General features: G+C 70.0%; 19 protein-coding genes. 12 read left to right on the top strand and 7 right to left on the bottom strand.

Annotation, left to right across the window (positions count from 1 at the left end; all coding sequences use genetic code 11):
* The first annotated feature begins 19 nt into the window (after positions 1–19).
* From ABZ194_RS01550 to ABZ194_RS01520, 7 genes are all read left to right on the top strand, one after another.
* A complete protein-coding gene (locus ABZ194_RS01550; RefSeq protein ID WP_355590672.1) occupies positions 20–1,435 on the top strand; it encodes an SWIM zinc finger family protein in 1,416 nt (471 codons plus the stop codon).
* Positions 1,432–2,853, top strand: coding sequence for a DUF5691 domain-containing protein (locus tag ABZ194_RS01545; RefSeq protein WP_355590669.1), 1,422 nt, complete (start codon positions 1,432–1,434; stop codon positions 2,851–2,853). Before ABZ194_RS01550 ends, ABZ194_RS01545 begins: the two co-directional genes overlap by 4 nt.
* Entirely contained in the window at positions 2,850–3,917 is a 1,068-nt protein-coding gene (locus ABZ194_RS01540) for an AAA family ATPase (RefSeq protein WP_355590666.1), read from the top strand. The genes ABZ194_RS01545 and ABZ194_RS01540 overlap by 4 nt, the downstream gene beginning before the upstream one ends.
* Before the next feature lie 144 nt (positions 3,918–4,061).
* Positions 4,062–6,563 (top strand): DUF5682 family protein, encoded by a 2,502-nt coding sequence (locus ABZ194_RS01535; RefSeq protein WP_355590663.1) that lies wholly within the window; start codon positions 4,062–4,064, stop codon positions 6,561–6,563.
* The gene (locus ABZ194_RS01530; protein WP_355590660.1) at positions 6,560–7,711 is read left to right on the top strand and encodes a VWA domain-containing protein; all 1,152 of its coding nucleotides are present in this window, start codon (positions 6,560–6,562) and stop codon (positions 7,709–7,711) included. Before ABZ194_RS01535 ends, ABZ194_RS01530 begins: the two co-directional genes overlap by 4 nt.
* Positions 7,712–7,895: 184 nt before the next feature.
* The gene (locus tag ABZ194_RS01525) at positions 7,896–9,197 is read left to right on the top strand and encodes an MFS transporter (protein ID WP_355590657.1); all 1,302 of its coding nucleotides are present in this window, start codon (positions 7,896–7,898) and stop codon (positions 9,195–9,197) included.
* Between the two features lie 108 nt (positions 9,198–9,305).
* On the top strand, positions 9,306–10,310 hold the full coding sequence (locus ABZ194_RS01520) for an enolase C-terminal domain-like protein (protein ID WP_355590654.1): 1,005 nt from the start codon (positions 9,306–9,308) through the stop codon (positions 10,308–10,310).
* Between the two features lie 60 nt (positions 10,311–10,370).
* On the opposite strand, the gene ABZ194_RS01515 is transcribed toward ABZ194_RS01520, so the two are convergent.
* The 3 genes from ABZ194_RS01515 to ABZ194_RS01505 form a co-directional block, all read right to left on the bottom strand.
* Positions 10,371–10,562: a phospholipase D-like domain-containing protein gene (locus ABZ194_RS01515; RefSeq protein ID WP_355591459.1), complete on the bottom strand. Its 192-nt coding sequence runs from the start codon at positions 10,560–10,562 to the stop codon at positions 10,371–10,373.
* Between the two features lie 289 nt (positions 10,563–10,851).
* Positions 10,852–11,145, bottom strand: a complete 294-nt coding sequence (locus tag ABZ194_RS01510; RefSeq protein WP_355590651.1) for a hypothetical protein — start codon at positions 11,143–11,145, stop codon at positions 10,852–10,854.
* A gap of 94 nt (positions 11,146–11,239) precedes the next feature.
* Complete coding sequence (locus tag ABZ194_RS01505) at positions 11,240–11,638, bottom strand: helix-turn-helix domain-containing protein (protein WP_355590648.1); 399 nt, start codon at positions 11,636–11,638, stop codon at positions 11,240–11,242.
* 168 nt (positions 11,639–11,806) lie between these two features.
* Here ABZ194_RS01505 and ABZ194_RS01500 point away from each other — a divergent pair, with 168 nt between their 5' ends.
* On the top strand, positions 11,807–12,115 hold the full coding sequence (locus ABZ194_RS01500; RefSeq protein WP_355590645.1) for a hypothetical protein: 309 nt from the start codon (positions 11,807–11,809) through the stop codon (positions 12,113–12,115).
* A 28-nt stretch (positions 12,116–12,143) separates the two neighbouring features.
* Entirely contained in the window at positions 12,144–14,153 is a 2,010-nt protein-coding gene (locus tag ABZ194_RS01495; protein WP_355590642.1) for a hypothetical protein, read from the top strand.
* A gap of 12 nt (positions 14,154–14,165) precedes the next feature.
* Here ABZ194_RS01495 and ABZ194_RS01490 read toward each other — a convergent pair whose 3' ends face one another.
* The 3 genes from ABZ194_RS01490 to ABZ194_RS01480 all read right to left on the bottom strand — a co-directional run bounded on the left by ABZ194_RS01490 (position 14,166) and on the right by ABZ194_RS01480 (position 15,477).
* Entirely contained in the window at positions 14,166–14,645 is a 480-nt protein-coding gene (locus ABZ194_RS01490; RefSeq protein WP_355590639.1) for a hypothetical protein, read from the bottom strand.
* Between the two features lie 89 nt (positions 14,646–14,734).
* Positions 14,735–15,196, bottom strand: coding sequence for an ATP-binding protein (locus ABZ194_RS01485; protein ID WP_355590636.1), 462 nt, complete (start codon positions 15,194–15,196; stop codon positions 14,735–14,737).
* A complete protein-coding gene (locus ABZ194_RS01480; protein WP_355590633.1) occupies positions 15,193–15,477 on the bottom strand; it encodes a hypothetical protein in 285 nt (94 codons plus the stop codon). Before ABZ194_RS01480 ends, ABZ194_RS01485 begins: the two co-directional genes overlap by 4 nt.
* A gap of 291 nt (positions 15,478–15,768) precedes the next feature.
* Here ABZ194_RS01480 and ABZ194_RS01475 point away from each other — a divergent pair, with 291 nt between their 5' ends.
* Both ABZ194_RS01475 and ABZ194_RS01470 read left to right on the top strand, forming a co-directional pair.
* Positions 15,769–16,596, top strand: a complete 828-nt coding sequence (locus tag ABZ194_RS01475) for a helix-turn-helix transcriptional regulator (protein ID WP_355590630.1) — start codon at positions 15,769–15,771, stop codon at positions 16,594–16,596.
* Complete coding sequence (locus ABZ194_RS01470; protein ID WP_355590627.1) at positions 16,587–16,787, top strand: DUF397 domain-containing protein; 201 nt, start codon at positions 16,587–16,589, stop codon at positions 16,785–16,787. Before ABZ194_RS01475 ends, ABZ194_RS01470 begins: the two co-directional genes overlap by 10 nt.
* A gap of 248 nt (positions 16,788–17,035) precedes the next feature.
* Here the strand turns inward: ABZ194_RS01470 and ABZ194_RS01465 are convergent, their stop codons facing one another.
* Entirely contained in the window at positions 17,036–18,619 is a 1,584-nt protein-coding gene (locus ABZ194_RS01465) for an LCP family protein (RefSeq protein WP_355590624.1), read from the bottom strand.
* A gap of 433 nt (positions 18,620–19,052) precedes the next feature.
* On the opposite strand from ABZ194_RS01465, the gene ABZ194_RS01460 reads away from it, so the two are divergent.
* A partial coding sequence (locus ABZ194_RS01460) for a hypothetical protein (RefSeq protein WP_355590621.1) occupies positions 19,053–19,277 on the top strand: 225 nt, incomplete at its 3' end.

Genomic DNA, 19,277 nt, shown 5'->3' with positions numbered 1-19,277 from the left:
CTTGGCTAGCGTTCCGACCGTGATCGAACGGTGGAACCGGGATCAGGTGCTCGCGCTCGCACCCGACGCCCCGTCCAGGAAAGCGGCTCAGGGGGTCTCCTCACCCGGCAAATGGTCCGGCGCCGGAGTCACCGCCGACGCGCTGTGGGGTGAGTGCGCGGGCAGTGGTGCCACACCCTACCGCGCGTGCGTGGATCTGTCCGGTCCCGCTTACCGGTGCGGCTGCCCCAGCCGGAAGTTCCCGTGCAAGCACGTTCTCGGCCTGCTGCTCCTGTGGTCGGCGGACGGCGTCCCGGCCGTCGCCGAGCCCGCGGCCTGGGTGACCGAGTGGCTCGACCGGCGCCGCGCCCGCGGCGCCGCCCCCGTTCCGGGCCCTGCCCCCGCCCACGCGGCCACTCCCGTTCATGGCCCTGCCTCCGCCCGCGCCGCCGTCCCCGTTCCCGGCGCCGCCCAGGCGGCGGAGCCGGGAACGGGACCGGACCCCCGCCGGGCCGCGCAGCGTGAGCGGCGGGTTGCGGCGGGCCTGGCGGAGCTGGAGAGCCGGCTGGCCGACCAGGTCAGGCAGGGCCTCGCCGGGGCCCGGCACGACCACTGGGACGACCTCGCCAAACGTCTGATCGACGCTCAGGCCCCGGCCGTGGCCGGCGCCGTCTCCCGGCTCGGCGCCGTCCTGGCCGCCGACGACTGGCCCGGCAGGCTGCTCGGCGAATACGCCCTGCTGTACCTGCTCGCCGTGGCGTACCGGCGGCTGCCCGGGGCCGAGCGGTCCGGCGCGGATCCGGAGGCCGGCCTGCTCCACACGGTCCGCGAGCGGGCCGGGTTCCCGGTCGCCAGGGAGGAGGTGCTCGCCGCCCCCGCCGTCCGCGACGTCTGGGACGTGCTGGGAGGCCGGGACGAGGAGCACGACCGGCTGACCGCGCGGCGGGTCTGGCTCCTGGGCAGGACCACCGGCAGGGTGGCGCTCCTGCTCTCCTACGCCCACGCCGGTCAGGCGCTCGACGCCCCGCCCGTCACCGGTACCGCCCTCGACGCCGACCTGGCGTTCTATCCCGGGTCGGCCCCGTTGCGCGCGCTGGTCGCCGTCCAGCACGGAGCGGCTCCCGCGGCCCCGCCGTCCGGGGTCACCCCCGAGCGGGCGCTCGCGGAGGTGGCGGCGGCCCTGGCGAAAGACCCCTGGCTGGACTCCTGGCCCGTCGTGCTCGACCCGGTGACCCCGATGCCCCCGGCGACCTCGGCGGGCACCCCGGCGCGGAACGGCCGCTGGCTGCTCGCCGGCCCCTCCGGAGGTCTCCCGCTGCACCCGTCCGCGGGCACACCGTGGCGGCTCGTCGCCACCTCCGGCGGGCACCCGCTGACCGTGGCCGCCGAGTGGACCCCCAGGGGCCTGCGCCCCCTCACGACCTGGGACGCCGAAGGCAGGGTGATCGTGCTGTGAACGCTCCGTCCGAATGGGACGACCTGGTCTCCGCCGCGCTCGTCGGCACCGGCCGCCGCCCTCTCCCCGGAGCCGCGGCGAGCGAGGTCGAACTGCTCGAACGCGCCGCCGTACGGACCGTCCGGGCGCGGGCCGGTCAGACGCTCCGCCGGGGCGGACCGCTCGCCGTCGCCCCCGCCGAGACGCAGCCCGTGGTCTCCCGGGCCGCGGGCGACCGGCTCGCCCGGATCCTGGGGGGCGAGCGGCCGAGACTGCTGACCGAGTGGCTGGAGACCGCAGCCGCGCGAGGCCGCCGTGTCCCGCCCCACCTGCTGCCCGAACTTCTCGGCCAGGGCGCCGCGGACCGATCGATCCGCCCGCACCTCGGCGTCCTCGCCGGCGACCGGGGCCGCTGGCTGGCCGGGCTCAACCCGGCCTGGGGCTTCCTGCTCCAGGAGATCACCGCGCCCCGCGCGGCCGGCCCCGACGCGGTCCGGGAGATCAGCCGGGAGACCTGGGAGCTGGGCACCCCCGGCGATCGCCGTGCCCACCTCGGCGCGCTGCGGGCGGTGGACCCGGCCGCGGCCAGGCTGCTGCTGGAGACCACCTGGGGGACGGAGACCCCCGACGACCGGGCGGCCTTCCTGGGGGTTCTCGCCGACCGGCTCTCACCCGCCGACGAGCCGTTCCTGGAGACCGCGCTCGACGACCGCCGCCGAGAGGTCCGGCACCAGGCCGCCGACCTGCTCACCCGGCTACCCGGCTCACGACTGGGCCGGCGGATGGCCGAGCGGGCCACCCGCTACCTCGCCGTCGAGGACGGGAGGATCCAGGTCACCCCGCCCACCGCCTGCGACGCCGCGATGGAGCGCGACGGCATCCGGGCCAGGCCGCCCAGGGGGACCGGCGAGCGGGGCTGGTGGCTTCAGCAGGCCGTGGCCCGCATCCCGCTCGAAGTCTGGACCCGGCTGCTCGGCCGCCCGCCCGGCGAGCTCGTCCGCCTGAGGGCCGCCGACTGGGGCCGCGAGGTCACCGCCGGGTGGGTCAGGGCCGCCGTGCTCCAGGGCGACCCCGAGTGGGCCCGGGAGCTGTTCGCCTGGGATCCGCTGGCCGACCTGCTGGCGGTGCTGCCCCGCGCCGAGCGGGAGGGGGTCACGGTCGACTTCGTCCGCGGGCGGGGGCTGGACGGCCAGCTGATCATGGTCCTCGGCGGTGCCTCGGCCCCCTGGGGGCCGGACCTGGCGCAGGCGGTGCTGGAGAAGATCCTTGAGGTCGCCGGCACCCAGCCCTGGAACCTCGGCGAGCTGACCAGGCTCGCCGGTGAACGCATCGACCCCACCCTGTACGGCCTGGCGGAAGATCTCTCCCCCGAACCGCCCATCCAGGAGGTCGCCGCCCTCCTGCGTTTCCGCGACGACATGGTGAAGGAGCTTCAGTGACAACGGTTCTGCGGGCCCACGCCGAAGACCAGTACGCCGAGGAGCTGGCGATCCTGGCCAAGGACGACGACCGGGTCCGTCCACCGGGCTGGAAACTGTCCCCCTGGGCGGTGACCGGCTACATTCTGGGCGACGGCGACCGGATCACCCCCAAGTACATCGGCCCCAGGCGCATCGTGGAGGTCGCCGTGGCGACCCTCGCCACCGACCGCGCCCTGCTGCTGCTCGGTGTGCCCGGCACCGCCAAGACCTGGCTGTCCGAGCACCTGGCCGCCGCGATCAGCGGCGACTCCACCCTGCTGGTGCAGGGTACGGCGGGCACCCCGGAGGAGGCCGTCCGCTACGGCTGGAACTACGCGCGGCTGCTGGCCGAGGGGCCGTCCAGGGAGGCGCTCACCCCCAGCCCGGTGATGCGCGCGATGGCGGAGGGGCGCCTGGCCCGGGTCGAGGAGCTGACCCGCATGCCCTCCGACGTCCAGGACGCGCTGATCACCGTGCTGTCGGAGAAGACGCTGCCGATCCCCGAGCTCAACCAGGAGATCCAGGCCGTCCGGGGGTTCAACGTCATCGCCACCGCCAATGACCGCGACCGGGGCGTCAACGACCTGTCCAGCGCGCTGCGCCGCAGGTTCAACACCGTCGTGCTTCCGGTCCCCGCCACCGCGGAGGAGGAGGTGGACATCGTCTCCCGCCGCGTCGGCCAGCTCGGCCGCTCGCTGGAGCTGCCCCCGGCCGTCACCGGCCTGGAGGAGATCCGCCGGGTCGTCACGGTCTTCCGGGAGCTGCGCGCCGGAGTCACCGAGGACGGCCGCACCAAGATCAAGTCTCCCAGCGGCACCCTCAGCACGGCCGAGGCCATCTCGGTCCTCACCAACGGCATCGCCCTGGCCGCCCATTTCGGCGACGGTGTGCTCCGCCCCTGCGACGTGGCCGCCGGAATCGTCGGCGCCGTGATCCAGGACCCGGTCTCCGACCGGGTCGTCTGGCGCGAATACCTGGAGACCGTCGTCCGCGAGCGCCAGAACTGGCGCGACTTCTACCGGGCCTGCCGTGACGCGGACTGAGGCCGCCGGCGCTGCCGAAGTGACAGCCGGGTCTGCCGTGGTGAGGGCCGGAGGCGCTGTGACGCGGACCGAGGCCGGTGGGCCGGGTGCGGTGTGGCGCGGACCGGCCGGGTGGAGGGGCGCCACGGGGTCTGGAGGTCGCCGATGAACGTCTCCGTGCTGGGGGTTCGGCACCATGGGCCCGGGTCGGCCCGGTCCCTGAAGGACGAGCTGGAGCGCCTCGCACCCGACATCGTGCTCATCGAGGGGCCGCCGGAGGCCGACGCGCTGGTCGAGCCGGCCGGAGATCCGGGCCTCGAACCGCCGGTGGCGCTCCTGGCCCATGTGCCCGGCGAACCGTCCAAGGCGGCGTTCTGGCCGTTCGCGGTGTTCTCGCCCGAGTGGCAGGCGATCCGTCACGCCGTGCGGACGGGTGTCCCGGTCCGCTTCTGTGACCTGCCCGCCGCGCACAGCCTCGCCACCCGGCCGGACGCCCCGGATGCCCCGGACACCTCGGATACCCCAGGGGATACCCCAGGTGACCAGGACGCCGGAACGCCCGCCGTACACGCCGATCCGATTGGGGTTCTGGCCCGCGCCGCCGGATACGACGATCCGGAACGCTGGTGGGAGGACGTGGTCGAGCACCGGGGGGACACGCCGTTCCGGGTCATCGCCGAGGCGATGGCGGCGGTCCGTGAGGGCCACCGCGCCGACGGGCACGAGGCCCGGCGTGAGGCGTACATGCGGCGCACGATCCGCAGGGCGGTCAGGGACGGGTTCGAGCGGATCGCCGTCGTCTGCGGCGCCTGGCACGTGCCCGCGCTGGCCGGATCGCAGGACGGGGGATCCGCCTGGGGCGCCGGGCTGCCCACCGTCAGAGCCGACGACGCGCTGCTGCGGGGGCTGCCCAAGGTCAAGGTGGAGACCACATGGGTGCCGTGGACGTACGGGCGGCTGGCCGCCTGGAGTGGCTACGGCGCGGGGGTGACCTCGCCCGGCTGGTACCACCACCTGTTCGCCTCCCCCGACCGGCCGGTGGAGCGATGGCTGACCGCCGCCGCAGGCGTGCTACGCGAAGAGGACCTGCCGGTGTCCTCCGCGCACGTCATCGAGGCGGTACGCCTCGCGCGAAGTCTGGCCGCGCTCCGGGGGCGCCCGCTGGCCGGGCTCGCGGAGGTCACCGAGGCGGTCAGGGCCGTGCTCTGCGAGGGCGACGACCTGCCGGTGGAGCTGATCCAGCGGCACATGGTCGTGGGGGAGCGGCTCGGCCACGTCCCCGACTCGACCCCGATGATCCCCCTCCAGCGCCACCTCCGCCAGGAACAGCGGCGGCTCAAGCTCAAACCCGAGGCGCTCGGCCGCGAACACGACCTCGATCTGCGCAAGCCCCTCGACCTGGAGCGCAGCAGGCTGCTGCACCGGCTGCGCCTGCTCGGCATCGACTGGGGCACCCCGCGGGAGAGCCGGGGCAAGGGTACCTTCCGCGAGTCCTGGACGCTCGCCTGGCGGCCCGAGTTCGACATCGACCTGATCGAGGCCGGCGCCTGGGGCACCACCGTCCCCGCCGCGGCCACCGCCCGCGTCCGCGACCTGGCGGCCGGCGGACGGGCACCCGGCCCGGCCACGGCACAGGGGGCCGCGTCCCCCGGCCCGGGGTCGCGTGGTCCGGGGGCGTCGGGTGGCCGGGGTACGTCCGGAGGCGGGGCGGGGAGGGCGGCAGCCCCGGGAGCCTCGCTGGCGGGTCTCACCGGCCTGGTGGAACGGTGCCTGCTCGCGGACCTTCCGGACGCGCTGCCGTACGTGCTCGACGCGCTGTCGGAACGGGCCGCGCTGGACGGCGACGTCACCCACCTGATGGCCGCGCTTCCCGCGATGGTCCGCGCCCAGCGCTACGGCGACGTGCGCGGCACCCCCGCGATCGGGCTGGCCGCCATCGTCGACGCCCTGCTCAGCAGGGTCTGCGTCGGGCTGGGTAGCGTGGTCGCCGGGCTGGACGACGACGCCGCCCGCGACCTGCTCGGGCACATCGACGCGGTACACGCCGCCGTGGCCCTGCTCCCCGACGCCTTCGGTCCCCCCGGCACCTTCGGTGGCGGTCCCCCCGGCGTCTCCGGCGATCCGGGTGATTCCCGTACGTCCGGTCGTTCCGGGACGTCCCGTATGGTCGGAGCCTCCGCTGAGGAAACGCCTCGGGAGCGATGGCTGGCCGCGCTGCGGGGGGTGTCCAGCCGCTCCGACCTGCACGGGGTGATCGAGGGACGGTTCACCAGGATCCTGCTGGACGCCGGGGATCTTGACCCGGATCAGGCGGGCACGCTGATGTCCAGGGCCATGTCGGCGGGGCATCCACCGGCCCGTGCGGCCGCCTGGGTCGAGGGCTTCCTGGCCGGAGGCGGCCTGCTGCTCGTCCACGACGCCCGGCTGCTCGCGCTGGTCGACGGGTGGCTCACCGGGCTCGCCCCGGAGACGTTCGTCGACGTGCTGCCCCTGCTCCGCCGTACCTTCGGCGCCTTCGCCGCGCCCGAACGGCGCTCGATCGGCTCGCGGATCCGGTCGCTGGACGCCGGAGAGGGGGCCGCGGTCCTGGAGGACGTGGACGACGAGCGCGCGGCGGCGGCCGTGCGGACCGTACTGGCGATTCTGGGAAGGACGGAGATCACGTGACGGACGAGAGGCTGCGCCGCTGGCGGCTGGTGCTCGGCGGGGACGCCGACGGCACGGGGTGCGCGCTCGACGGGACCGACACCCGGATGGACGGAGCCCTGGCCGCCCTCTACAACGCGGGCGGCGAGGGTGGGCGTAGCGGGGGACTCGGCGCCTCCGCCCCCAGGGTGGCGCGCTGGCTGGGCGACATCCGCTCCTACTTTCCCTCGACCGTCGTCCAGGTCATGCAGAAGGACGCCGTCGAGCGGCTGAACCTGACCCGGCTGCTGCTGGAGCCGGAGATGCTGGAGGCGGTCGAACCGGACGTCCATCTGGCCGGCACGCTGCTGTCGCTCAACCGGGTGATGCCGGACAGGGCGCGTGAGTCCGCCCGGGCACTGGTCCGCAAGGTCGTCTCCGACCTCGAACGCCGGCTCGCGCGGAAGACGAAGGCGGCCGTGACCGGCGCGCTGGACCGGTCGGCGAGGACCCACCGGCCCAAACGGGCCGCCGACATCGACTGGGACCGTACGATCCGGGCCAACCTGAGGAACTATCTTCCCGAGCGGAACACCGTGGTGCCCTCCAGGCTCGTCGGGTACGGCAGGCGGCAGCGGGCGGTCCAGCGGGAGGTCGTGCTCTGTATCGACCAGAGCGGGTCGATGGCCGCCTCCGTCGTCTATTCGAGTGTCTTCGGCGCGGTACTCGCCTCGATGCGCTCGCTCAAGACGTCGCTGGTGGTCTTCGACACCTCGGTCGTCGATCTCACCGACCGGCTCCACGACCCGGTCGAGCTGCTCTTCGGCACGCAGCTCGGCGGTGGCACCGACATCAACCGGGCCATCGCCTACGGCCAGGGCCTCATCACCCGGCCCGCCGACTCGATCCTCATCCTGATCAGCGACCTCTACGAGGGCGGTGTCAGGGAGGAGATGCTCCGCAGGGTCGCCCAGATGACGGCGGCCGGAGTGCAGGTGATCGTGCTGCTCGCGCTCTCGGACGAGGGGGCGCCCTTCTACGACCACGACAACGCCGCCGCGCTCGCGGCCCTGGGCGTTCCCGCCTTCGCCTGCACCCCCGACGCCTTTCCCGGTCTCATGGCCGCGGCCATCGAACGCCGGGACGTCGGCCGGTGGGCCGAGCGGGAGCTGGGCCGGACGACCACCTGATCCCGGTTCGTCGGCTGGTTCGCGGGCCGGTCTGAGAGCAGCGGCCTCCCAGGACCGACTGCTGATCCACCGGGTCGATGTCCGGTGGGGGCGTTAGCCGTATTGTCCGACTATGACGGTTACGGCGACTAACGCGCCATCTACGGGGATATTCGGGCATCCATACCGTGCGCTGACGGTCGGCATGGTGGCACTGATCGTCCTGGTGGCGTTCGAGTCACTCGCGGTGGCGACGGCCATGCCGGTCGTGGGACACGATCTCAAAGGGCTTTCGCTGTACGCCCTGGCCTTCAGCGGGACGCTGGCCGCCAGCATGATCGCGACCGTGCTCGGCGGGCGGTGGGCGGACCTGCGCGGGCCGGTCGCCCCGCTCTGGACGGGCGTCGCCACCTTCTCCGGCGGCCTGGTGGTCGCCGGGCTGGCGCACACCATGGACGTGTTCGTCCTCGGGCGTTTCGTCCAGGGCTTCGGCGGCGGGATCTTCCAGGTCTCGATGTACGTGCTGGTGTCACGGGTCTATCCGGCGGCCATGCATCCCAGGGTCTTCGCCGTCTTCGCCGCGTGCTGGGTGGTGCCCTCCATGGTCGGACCGGCGGTCGCGGGTACGGTGGTGGAACATCTGGGCTGGCGCTGGGTCTTCCTCGGGGTGCCGCTGCTCGTCCTCCCCGCGGCGATACTGCTCTGGCGCGGTCTCGCCCCAGCCGCCTCTGCCCCAGCCTCCGGCTCGGCCGGAAACCTCCCGGAGACCGGCAGGCGCGTCCCCATCCTCAGAAAACTGGGTTGGACGGTGCTGACGGCCGTGGGTGCCGTGCTCATGCAGTACGGCGGAGCGGCGCGCGGCTCCGGAACGGTCCTGCTGGCCGCCGGTCTGGCCGTCCTGATCCTGTCGCTGCCCAGGCTGCTGCCGCCCGGTACCCTCCGCGCCGCCCGCGGCCTGCCGGCGGTGATCGCGCTGCGCGGCATCGTCACGGGCACCGTCCTCGGCAGCGAGGTGTTCCTGCCGCTCATGCTCACTGCGGAGCGCGGCCTGTCACCCACCCAGGCCGGGATGGTGCTCACCTCGGGCGCGCTGGCCTGGTCCGCCGCCGCGTGGATCATGGGGCACAAACGGTACGACCGTGTCCTGATCCTGCGGATCGGCCCCGCCCTGATCGCCGTCGGCATCCTGCTGATGGCCCTGACCGTCTTCCAGTGCGTCCCCATCCTGGTGGCCGTCCTCGGTGAGATCATCGCCGGGTTCGGCATCGGGCTGGTCTACCCGACACTGTCGGTCCTCGTCCTGGAGATGTCGAACCCCGGCGAGGAGGGGGAGAACAGCGCCTCGCTGGGGATCGGGGAGCTGGTCTTCACCGTGGTCACGGTCGCCGTCGTCGGTGCGATCGTCGCGGTCTTCGGGGCGGCCGGCCCCGTCTACCTGGCCTGCTTCGGCCTGACGGCGCTCATGGCGGGCACCGGCGTGCTGGTCGGGGGACGCTTCAGGACCTGAAGACCATGACACCATGGGAGGAACGCCGAACCGCTCCGTGGTGACGGACGAGCCCCGCCCCGGGCGGGATTCGCCCTCTCCCGGACAGTGAGAGATCGAGGGGGGTCCATGCCGCGCGTGTGTGAGCTTGAGGTGTTCCGGCTGGTCCTGCCCTACGGCAGACGGCCCGAGAGCATCCTCGTCCGGCTCACCGACTACGGGGGCATGACCGGATGGGGGGAGGTCGTCGATCCCGACCCCAAGACCTGGGCACTCCTGCAGGAGGGGTTCGGACAGGCGCTGGTCGGCCTTGACTGGGAACACCCCGACGAGCTGGGCGACCTCCCCGGGGGCTCCGCCGCCGACATGGCCTGCTGGGACCTGTGGGCCAGGATGCGCGGGGTCCCGCTCGCCCACGCGCTGGGCGGCAGCCGTACCTCGCTGACGGCCACCGTCAGGATCGGCGCCGAGCGTAACCTGGAGAGCCTGGTCGCGCGGGTGAACCGCCATGTCTGCGCCGGATACGCCCACGTCACACTGGACGTCCACCCCGGCTGGGACATCGAGCCGCTCCGCGCCGTCCGCCGGGCGTACCCCGCGCTCGGCATCGGCGTGGACGCCCGCGCCGCCTACACCGACATCGACGCCCTGGAGGCGCTGGACGCCTACACGCTCTCGTCCATCGAGCGCCCGTTCGCCGGCCTCACCGGCCACGCCGACCTGCAACAGCGCGTCGCGGCCCCGGTGCTGCTTGAGGCGTCCTCGATGGCCGAACTCGACGAGGCGATCAGCGCGGACGCGGGCCGGGCGCTGCTGCTGCGCCCCGCGGAGGTGGGCTCCTTACGCGAGGTACGGCGGATGCACGACCGGGCCGTGGCCGCGGGCTGGGAGATCGCCTGCGCCGGAGGCCGGGGTACCGGCCTGGCCAGGGCCGCGACGGTCGCCGCCGCCAGCCTGCCCGGCTGCGCGCTCCCCTGTGACGTGGCCGAGCCCCCGCGCAGCGCCCAGATCGTCACCCCGCCGGTCGGCGCCTCCGGCGGAGTCGTGGCTGTGCCCCTCACCCAGCCCGGCCTCGGCCACACCGTCGACGTGACCCGCGTCCGCCGCCTCGCCAAGGACTCCTATGCGATCTGACGACCGTCACCGGTGACGTTTCCCGGCGGCGCGGAGCGGGGACCGGGCCGTCCCCGGCCGTTACCCGGCGGGCCGCAGCGGGCCGTCCTGCGGCCGTATGAGCGCGCGAAAATGCCCGACGAGTCTGCGCACCACGTCGGGATCGCGGAGAACCACACCGACTTCGAGGTTGTGGGCGAGCGCCCGATCGGTGAGGTTCGCGCTGCCGAGCAGCGCGACGTCCTCGTCCGCGGCGACGACCTTCGCGTGCAGCGCGGGAACCGAGCCGCCGGCCCTCGGCCGGTCCGTCCAGGCTCAGTCGGGTCCGGCTCGACCACCCCGCTCTCCGGGGCGAGCCTGCCCAGGGTGTAACGGCCGGTCGGGTGTTCCCCGAACTCACCGTCGCCGTGGAGGGGTCGCGGCGATCGTGAACGACCATCTCCTCCAGCTCGCGCCGGGTCCGGGCCGCATCGGGACGTTCGAGCACCGTCTCATCCCTCATGGCGATCACTGCAGGGGGAGCCCCCGACATTCCCGAGCGCGATCACACGAGAACCGGCGGCTACCGCTCCTGCTGGCGTCGCTCAATCCGGCGGCGTAACTCACGCTCCCGGTTCACCCGCCGCTGCTCCTGCCAGAGCGCCTCTTGTTCGGCGTCTTCCTCGTCCCAGCGTGCCTTGGTCTCCTGGACGGCGTGGAAGATGAGGCCGGCCATGGAGGTGACGGCTATGACGACGAACATGAACATGCCCGCGGGACCGGTGATGCACAGCGCGACAATGACCGCGACGCCTCCCAGGATCACAATGGAGATGGCGGTCTCTATGGCGTCGATGTTTCTATCGAAAAACGACACTTTTTACCTCTCTGCGACGTCGATCTCCCCGCTCATTCCAGGGTGTATCGCGATATTTCGGGTGTAATAATCGGTGGTGGCGTGCCACTTCCGGTCATCGTCGGCGTGTGTACTCCATGAGATCCTCGGCGGCGACGCGGCGGTGTCTTCCCACCAGCCGGTAGGGGATCGCGCCGGATTCCAGCAGCCCGATCATGTAGGGGCGGGACACGTTTAACATGTCCGCCGCCTGCTGAGTGGTCAGTTCGGTGTGCGAGGGGACGACCGACACGCCCCGTCCCTCCGCGATCTGTGTCAGGGCGCAGGCGAGCAGGTTCACGGCCTCGCGCGGGAGAATCAGGGCCTCCTCGTCGCCGGACTCCACGGTGAGCGGGACGGCCTCCTCGCCGGGGTGCCGCCTGAGGCGATTCTCGATCCACCTGGCGGCGCGGGCCGCGATCTGGGCGTCTATCGCTCCCGGGTCGATCGAGAGCTTGACGTGAATGCCGGGCACGTCTATCTTCCCCTCGTAATCGCATTAGCTGAAGCGGGCGAAGTAAACGAAACGACGGCGGTAGGAGTGCGGCACTGGCGGGGGCCGGGTCTTGTCGTCATGAATGTCCACTGTTTAGTGTGATATCTGGCTTTTTCGTCCATAATGGGTCTGGGGAGACGGGGCGGCATGGCCGAGCGGATGGTGCCCAGCCCTCGGCACGAGCGGTTGAGGCAACTGCTGCTGGAGGCCGAAACCAGGGCGCACGAGGTACGGCAGGCCTACCAGCACGCCCTGGCGGCGATGCGGTCGGGAAAGGTCTGGACGGGGCCGACGGCCGTCACATGGACCACCGAGCTGGGAGAGCGGCACCAGCGCCTGGGACAGCTCGCCCGGCGGGTGGTGGAGGCGATCGAGGAGGAGCTGCGCCGGCATCCTCCGCTGGTGACCGAGACCGAGGCGAACGCCATGCGCCGGGAGATGGCCGGGCGCACGTGATCGCCGTGACCATTGAGGGGAAGACTCCGTGGCGCCCACCGAAGAGTTCTGCGGGATCGACCCCGACGAGATGGGACAGCTGGCCACCGCTCTGCGCGGCGCGGCCGACCGGCTGACCGCGTTCAGCGGAGAGTTCGAGATCACGCTCCGCCGGCACGGCATCAACACCCCCGCGCTGCGCGAGATCGCCCACATCGCAGACTGGGGCGGCACCCAGGTCTCCATGCTCCACAACCGGATCGACCTGGTCAGAAATCTGGGTAGCGGCGCTCCCGAGCTGGGCGGCGCCGCCGTGGCACCGGCCAAGTGCACCGCGGAGCCGGACGGTGGAGTCGGTGGCCAGGGGCTCATCCGCCTGCCCGACGAGCTGGAGGGCTTCGAGTTCGCCCGGGGGCTGGCCAGGATGTACGGCCAGGACATCCTGGTGCAACGCGACAGCGAGCTTCAGGCCGCGCTCATCCACGAGCACGCCGACGAGATCACCCGGCTGGCCGACAACCCCCAGGCCGCCGCGGCCTTCTTCGCCCTGCTGCCGTCGAAGGTCCGCGACGCCCTGCCCAGGGTCATCGCGGCCACCGGAAGCAAGACCGCCAAGCAGGACCTGGCCGCCTTCAGCAAAGCCCTGGGCGCGGCCTTGCGCGCCCCCGCCCTCGTCCCGGCGTTCGCCAAGGTCAGGGCCGACCTGGTGAAACCGGTCGGCGGCAAGGTCGCCGCGTGGAACCGCCTCGCGCTGCTCAAGGGCGCGAACGCCCCCTCCAAGGTGCGCGTCGCGGCGGCCCGCGCGCTGGCCCTGGACGACTTCATGAAGAACCCCCACCAGGACTGGCGCGGCGCCGCCTTCACCGAGATGAAGGCGTACGGCCTGTCCTCCGACGTGGTCGCCCTGGCTCTGGAGGTGCTCGCCGGGGACGGTGTGGCGGTACGAGACGCTTTCGCCACAATGGGCGGGGGTGACATCAAGCTCAGCCGGACCGAGAAGATGAAACGCTTCCTCGACTACGCCAAGACCGTGGGGACCGGGGACGACGTGGCCGACGCCTTCGGCCGGGCCATGGAGGCGGGCGCCGGGGCAGTGGAGGAGAAGCCGGGACAGCATAGCCCAGCCGCCGCCGCCTTCGCCCTGGACGTGATCAAGGTCATGAGTCTCTTGGGGGACAATCCGCCGGTACTCGCCCGAGACTCCCTGGCCTCCATCGCCACGTCCTACATCCACGAACTCGCCTCGGGCGCCCGCTTCGACAGGGCTGTTTACCGAACCTCTGGATTCACAATGCCTGAGAACTGGGCACCCCTTCCCGGTGTGACCCCGGCGTTCTACCTCAGCCCGGGGGACACCTATCGCTTCATGAAAACTTTCGTCGGAGTCGAGGAGCTCACCGGTCGCTTCGACAAGGTCGCGGCTCAATTTCGCTACGACGCGCTGACGGCGGCAGCCAAATTGGACGCGCTTGGTAAGACCCGATATTTCGAGAACATGGCCAGAATGTTCGGCAACCTTGCCGGCCTGGAGTTCAAGGCGACCCTGGACGTGCGGGGTGAGAGGGACGCCACAGACGAACTGGTCCGTGGCTTCGTCAAGGACACGGCCTCACTTGTGATCGACCAGATTCCCGTCAAGGCCGCCCTCGTGGGGACATGGGAGCTCACCAAGGCTTACGGTGTAAGCAAAATTCTTGACGGCTGGGCTGAAAGTTTTGAGACACGAGTACAAAAGGCTACCGGGGTGCGGTCGGACTTCGTTCTTCGACAGAAGTACGACATGGCATGTCTCCTTTATGAGGCCGGTTATCCGACGAGTGACCCACCCACCGAGCTCATCAGTAAGAACACCGGAAACCTCAAGACCTATGACGAGCTCCTCGCCGAGGCGAAGAAGGAGACCGGTGAAGGCAAAAAATGGGAGGATGTACTCCGGAAAAAACTGGCACCTTACGAACGTTGGACAGACGGTAATGATGCATTTGATAAAAAAATCGAATACTCTTCCGATGCCCAGACTAGCGAAAAAGCAAAGGAGCAAATAACCCTTTGGGGTTGAATTATCCTTATCTCACTGCGGCAAACAGGCGGTCATCGCATGTAAGCGCCAGGTGGGAGCTTCGGGGGCCACGTACACGGTTACCTTGATGGCTGGGTCCTCCTTCGTGCCGTAGATGAACCGTCCATCCTCGGCATCTGATTGACTGAAATCAAACTCCAATTTGTATCCGAGGGCACGGACGAGTTTGTTTTCCATCACTGTCTCGGTCCGCTCCAAGTGATCGTACAGCGGCTCATTAACACGTTCGTCGTTAGCTGTGGCCCGCATTACCCGCCTGAACTTGTCCTTGGCGCAGGGAATGTTTTTGTCTGGGCGCTGTAGGATGCGGAGCTTCATGAGGGGGTTCTTGAAAAGGTCGTCGGTTTCCAGGCGTTGGGTGTCTTTCTGGAGTTCTGCTGCGGCTTCCTTCAAGGACGGCTCGGAAGTGGTGCATCCCGATGCCGCTATTGCCAGCATTAAGCCGATGGCCAGTAGCCGTGTGACGCGCATGCCTTACCTCCGCGGGGTGGGTGACGCTGAGACGTATCGATCTTCACTCAATCGGGCCGCCGCCGCCACGTTCTTTCCGTGTTCGCCTGTCAGCACTTGGCCACCTGGAACCAGACCGATCCGGTGGTCTCGTCACGGTGTGACCCCCACGCGGTCGCGAGCAGGTTCACCAGCCACAGGCCTCGGCCGCCGTCGTCGTCGGATTCGGGCATGCGCACGGTTGGTGTGGTGGTGGCGGACCCGCCGTCGGTCACTTCCACGTGGATGTCGCCGGGGGAGTGGGTCACTCGTACCATGACCTGTCCGTCCGGCGTACGCCCCGAGTCCGAGTGGGTGAGTGCGTTGGTGACCAGCTCGCTCAGCAGGAGCAGCACGTCGTCGAGAGCTGGAGCCGCGATTCGCCCGGTGAGCACTTTATGTGCCCATTTTCGGGCGATAGGGATGGATATCTCCTTTCCTGGGAATTCTCGCTTCCAGGTGCCGTACGGCGCATTTGTGTAGGTCTCCCGTGGCGGGTCGTCGTAGTGGTGGATCGCCCCTTGGCCTCTCACGCGCTTACCTCCGCCATGATGATGTCGGCGGCGTTGTCGGCGTGGGCCACCACCCACGTGTTCCACAGCCATAAGCGTGCCCACCACGGGCGCCAGGTGAAGACCCAGCCGGAACGCCATATGACGGTGATGCGGACCAGGGAGCCGGACACCGACCGGACTTCCAGGACCGGCTGCCCGGTCACGGGGAGGACCAGTGAGGTGCAGACGCCGAGGGCGTGCAGCGCCCAGCTCAGCCGGACCAGATGCTCGAACCTTTCGTACTGCTCGCCCGCCGTCATAGGCCGCCTCCAAAGTGCTTTCCAACGCAAGTAGCCGGGGTGCGAAATAGCGCCGCCGTATCCACGGGCGACGTGATTCATTCCTGGTTTGAAAGGTGATGACTTACTTTCTCTTTTGCGCTTCCCGGACGAGAAGATCTGCGTTTAGGATGCCCTTCTGACATCTGGCCGGTGACCGGTTCGGCAGTCCAGAGCAGGGGAGATGATGACACTCGTTGGTCTGCCCCGGACTGAATTCGGTATCCCCGGCGGGATGTTAAGTCCGTTTTTTATAATTCGGGAGGAAATGCGATGGAAGTGGTGCCGGCTCTCGACCCTGGGTCCCCGCGCGTGCGATTCGGCGTCGAGCTGCGCCGCCTGCGAGAGGCCGCGCAGCTCTCGCAGACCGCCGTGGCCTCCCGCCTCGGCTGCACCCAGACCCAGGTGAGCCGCCTGGAGAAGGCCACCCGGACCCCGTCGAAGTCCGACGCCGAGAGGCTGGACCGGCTCTTCGGAGCGGCCGACGGCGTCTCCTTCGTCCGGTTCTACCAGCGCATCATCGCCCAGCCCGGTGGTCCGGTCTGGTTCCGGAGCTGGGCCGAGGAGATCGAGCCCACCGCCCGCATCCTCCGCTCCTGGGACCCGCTTCTGCTGCCAGGTCTTCTCCAGACCGAGGCTTATGCGCGTTGCCTCTTCAGCCAAGCGCCCCAGATCACTCCTGATGAGGTGGAGGAGCGTGTTCAGGCTCGCCTGCGGAGGCAGCGGATTCTCGGCCAGGACATTCCTCCGCTCGTTCTTGTGCTTGTCGACCTGGGCGTCCTGCGCCGTAAAGTTGGTGGAGCCGAGGTGATGTGTGAGCAGCTCAGTCATCTGTTAGAAGCCGCTCGGAGGCCGACCGTTTCCATCCAGATCGTTAGCCCGGAATGCCTCACGGGTCTGATGGGTGCTTTCACTATCGCTGAACTTCCAGACGGGAAGCCGGGCGCCATTCACGCGGAATCCTCTGCTGATGGACAAGTCACGACGGATCTTGATTCCGTGACCGCGATGTGGAAGCGCTATGAGGCGATACGGCTCTGGGCCTATCCTGAGCACATATCCCTCAAGATGATCGAGAAGGCGAGGCGGGAATGGACCTGAGTGCTGCGGAGTGGCGGAAGTCGTCGTGTTCCGGAGACAGCGGCGGCCAGTGTGTGGAGGTCGCTGCCAACCTGCCCGGAGTGGTCGCTGTTCGTGACAGTAAGGACCCTGGCGGCCCCAAGCTGCTCTTCACCCCCGGTGCGTGGCGATCCTTCGTCGGCGGGGTCAAGACCGGCGAGTTCGACCGCTGACCTGGTTCGGGCGGTCGGGAGAAACTGATCGCCCGAACCAGGAGTCCATTCAAGCCATCATCTTTGGTTTTCTTACCTCACGGCGGAGGCCGGCGGTTACGTTCTCCTGCGATCCGTCGATGTTTCAGAGCGTATCGATAAGAAATCGAACCGGCGAGATGCGGCGGCGTGACCGAGCCCCTTCCCCGGACGTCTTCCCTGGGCTGCCTTCTCCGGGCGGTGCCGGGGCTGTCCGTCTCGGTCGGGGGTCAGGCGCAGCCCTCGGTGATGCCCTTCGGCACGGCCGGACCTCTCCGCCTGGCATTAGACCCGCCCTTCGGCCTGGTGGCCGCCGTGTCGGCCGTGTCGGCGGTCGGCGTGTCGGTGGGAGCGGCCGTGGGTGAGGTAGCGGGCGTGCCAGTGGGCGAGGTGGTGGCCCACGAGGGTGCGAGGGTGGCGGGTGAGGCGGTGGGCGCGGCCATGGGGGCGGGGGTCATGTCGAAACGCTCCGGGGAGGCCGCCGAGGCGCGGACGGCCCGGGCGGTGACGGCGCGGATCTTCCGCCAGTCGGGGTAGCCGGTGCTGATCAGCGGCGGGACGAACTGGACAGTGGTCACCCTGGCGTTTTTGACCTTCAGGGCCAGCGGGACCAGGTGCTCCAGCATCGGGCGCGGGATGTCGGTTCTCAGCAGGTCCCTGGTGGCCAGCGCGATCCGGTTGAACCGGGAGAGCACGGTCGCCGGATCGGCCTGCCGGAGCAGGGCGCCCAGCACGCAACGCTGGCGTCCCATCCGGCTGTAGTCGTCGCTGTAGGTGCGCGAGCGGGCGAACCACATGGCGTCGGCCCCGTCCAGCCTGCGGGTTCCCGCCTTGACCAGGCCCTCGTTGTATCTGCCGAAGACCACGTCCTGCGGTACGGTCAGCCGCACGCCGCCGATGGCGTCGATCAGCCGGGCGAAACCCCACATGTTCACCAGGGCGTACCAGTCGATCTTCAGGCCGAGGGTGTGCCCCACCGTCTCCATGAGCGTCCTGGTGCCCTGCCCCCTGCGACCGCCGAAGATCTCGGGGTGGGCGTCGGCGTACTCCCAGACCGCGAACAGCAGGTCCTCCCGCGAGCCGTCGGGATTGGCGGGCAGGCGGAAGCCATCGGGGAACCGCCTGGCCATCGGGGACCCCGGTACGAAGCGGACGTTCTCCAGGTTGCGCGGCAGGCTCAGCAGCACGGTGTTGCCGGTCTTGACGTCGATGCTGGCCACGTTGATGCTGTCGGTCCGCACGCCCACCCGATGGGCGCCGGCGTCACCGCCGAGCAGCAGGATGTTCACCCGGTCGCGCCCGGCCCACGGGTCCTCCTCCCGCTGGGCCGAGGCCTCCGAGATCCCCGAGGTCTGGGAGGGCGCGGGGGTGGGCGCCGCGTTGAAGACCTGGTCCAGCGCCGACTGCGAAACCATGGCGTACTGCCCGGCCAGACCGAACGGCAGCAGCGCCGCCACCGCGAGCACCCCCGCGACGCCGCCCGCGATCGCCCGCCGGACCCTCGGGAGCCTGCCGGGGTTCAGCACGGCGAACGAGTGCAGGACCAGGGCGAACCAGGCGACGCCGAGGGTGAGGGAGATCACCGTGACGCCGGTCAGCCAGGACGAGGTGACCAGCCGCCCGGCCAGCTCGCCGAGGTCGGCGGTGAGCACGGTCCAGAGCAGGCCCAGCAGTAGCGCCGTGTGAGTGGAGAGCAGCGCCAGGCCGGTCTTGCGCCATCCGGCGCGCAGGTGGGCGGCCCCCGGCGCGACGACGGACAGGGCCGTCCATCCGATGACCGCGAATGCCCCCTGCGGCTTCGATCTGTTCCGCACCTGCTCCCCGATCTCCCTCGCGCCTGAGCGCCGCAGGGAGATGGTAGGGCGGAGCGAAGGGCTCGCGGGCGGCCACTGAGCGAACAGCGCAGGGAAGGAATCCCACTTTATCCGTATATGTATATCGGAATAAGGTGCGGTTTGGTGTCCTTCGCCGAGATCACGTACAGCATGCCAGACCGCGCGGCCTCGGCGTGGCGGTCACCGCCCCGCGAACCTCCGTTTCGGGATCGGACAGGTCCCGCCGGATACGCAGCGCCCTTCCTCGGCATCGGCGACCTCCCGTACTTCCAGACGGGACGCTACGCCATCATCATCCTCATTTAGGAACTTTTCGGACACTTTCTACTCGGCCACGCTCACATCTCCATCACCACTGACGTCTACGCCCACGCCCGCTTTTGCCTTCAACGCGAGGCCATCGACCGCATGAATGACGCTCGCGGCGATCACCCAGAACCGTAGCCGTCAGAAAACGATCACGGTTCGCGTAGCCATCAAACAGCGCCAATACCATGAATCCACAGAGTCCTTGATTCCGCAATCAATGCCCCCATCCTCAATACTGATCAAGAAGTGCGGGCGTGACATAGGTTTGACCACTTATCAGGCACTGTTTTCCCAGGTGACATCCTTGAAGGATGAGGTATTCAGACAG

The organism is Streptosporangium sp. NPDC006007 (assembly GCF_040614315.1).
Lineage (GTDB): Bacteria > Actinomycetota > Actinomycetes > Streptosporangiales > Streptosporangiaceae > Streptosporangium.
The sequence above is the reverse complement of the archived record's forward strand: the minus strand, read 5'-3'. Positions and strand labels throughout refer to the sequence as shown.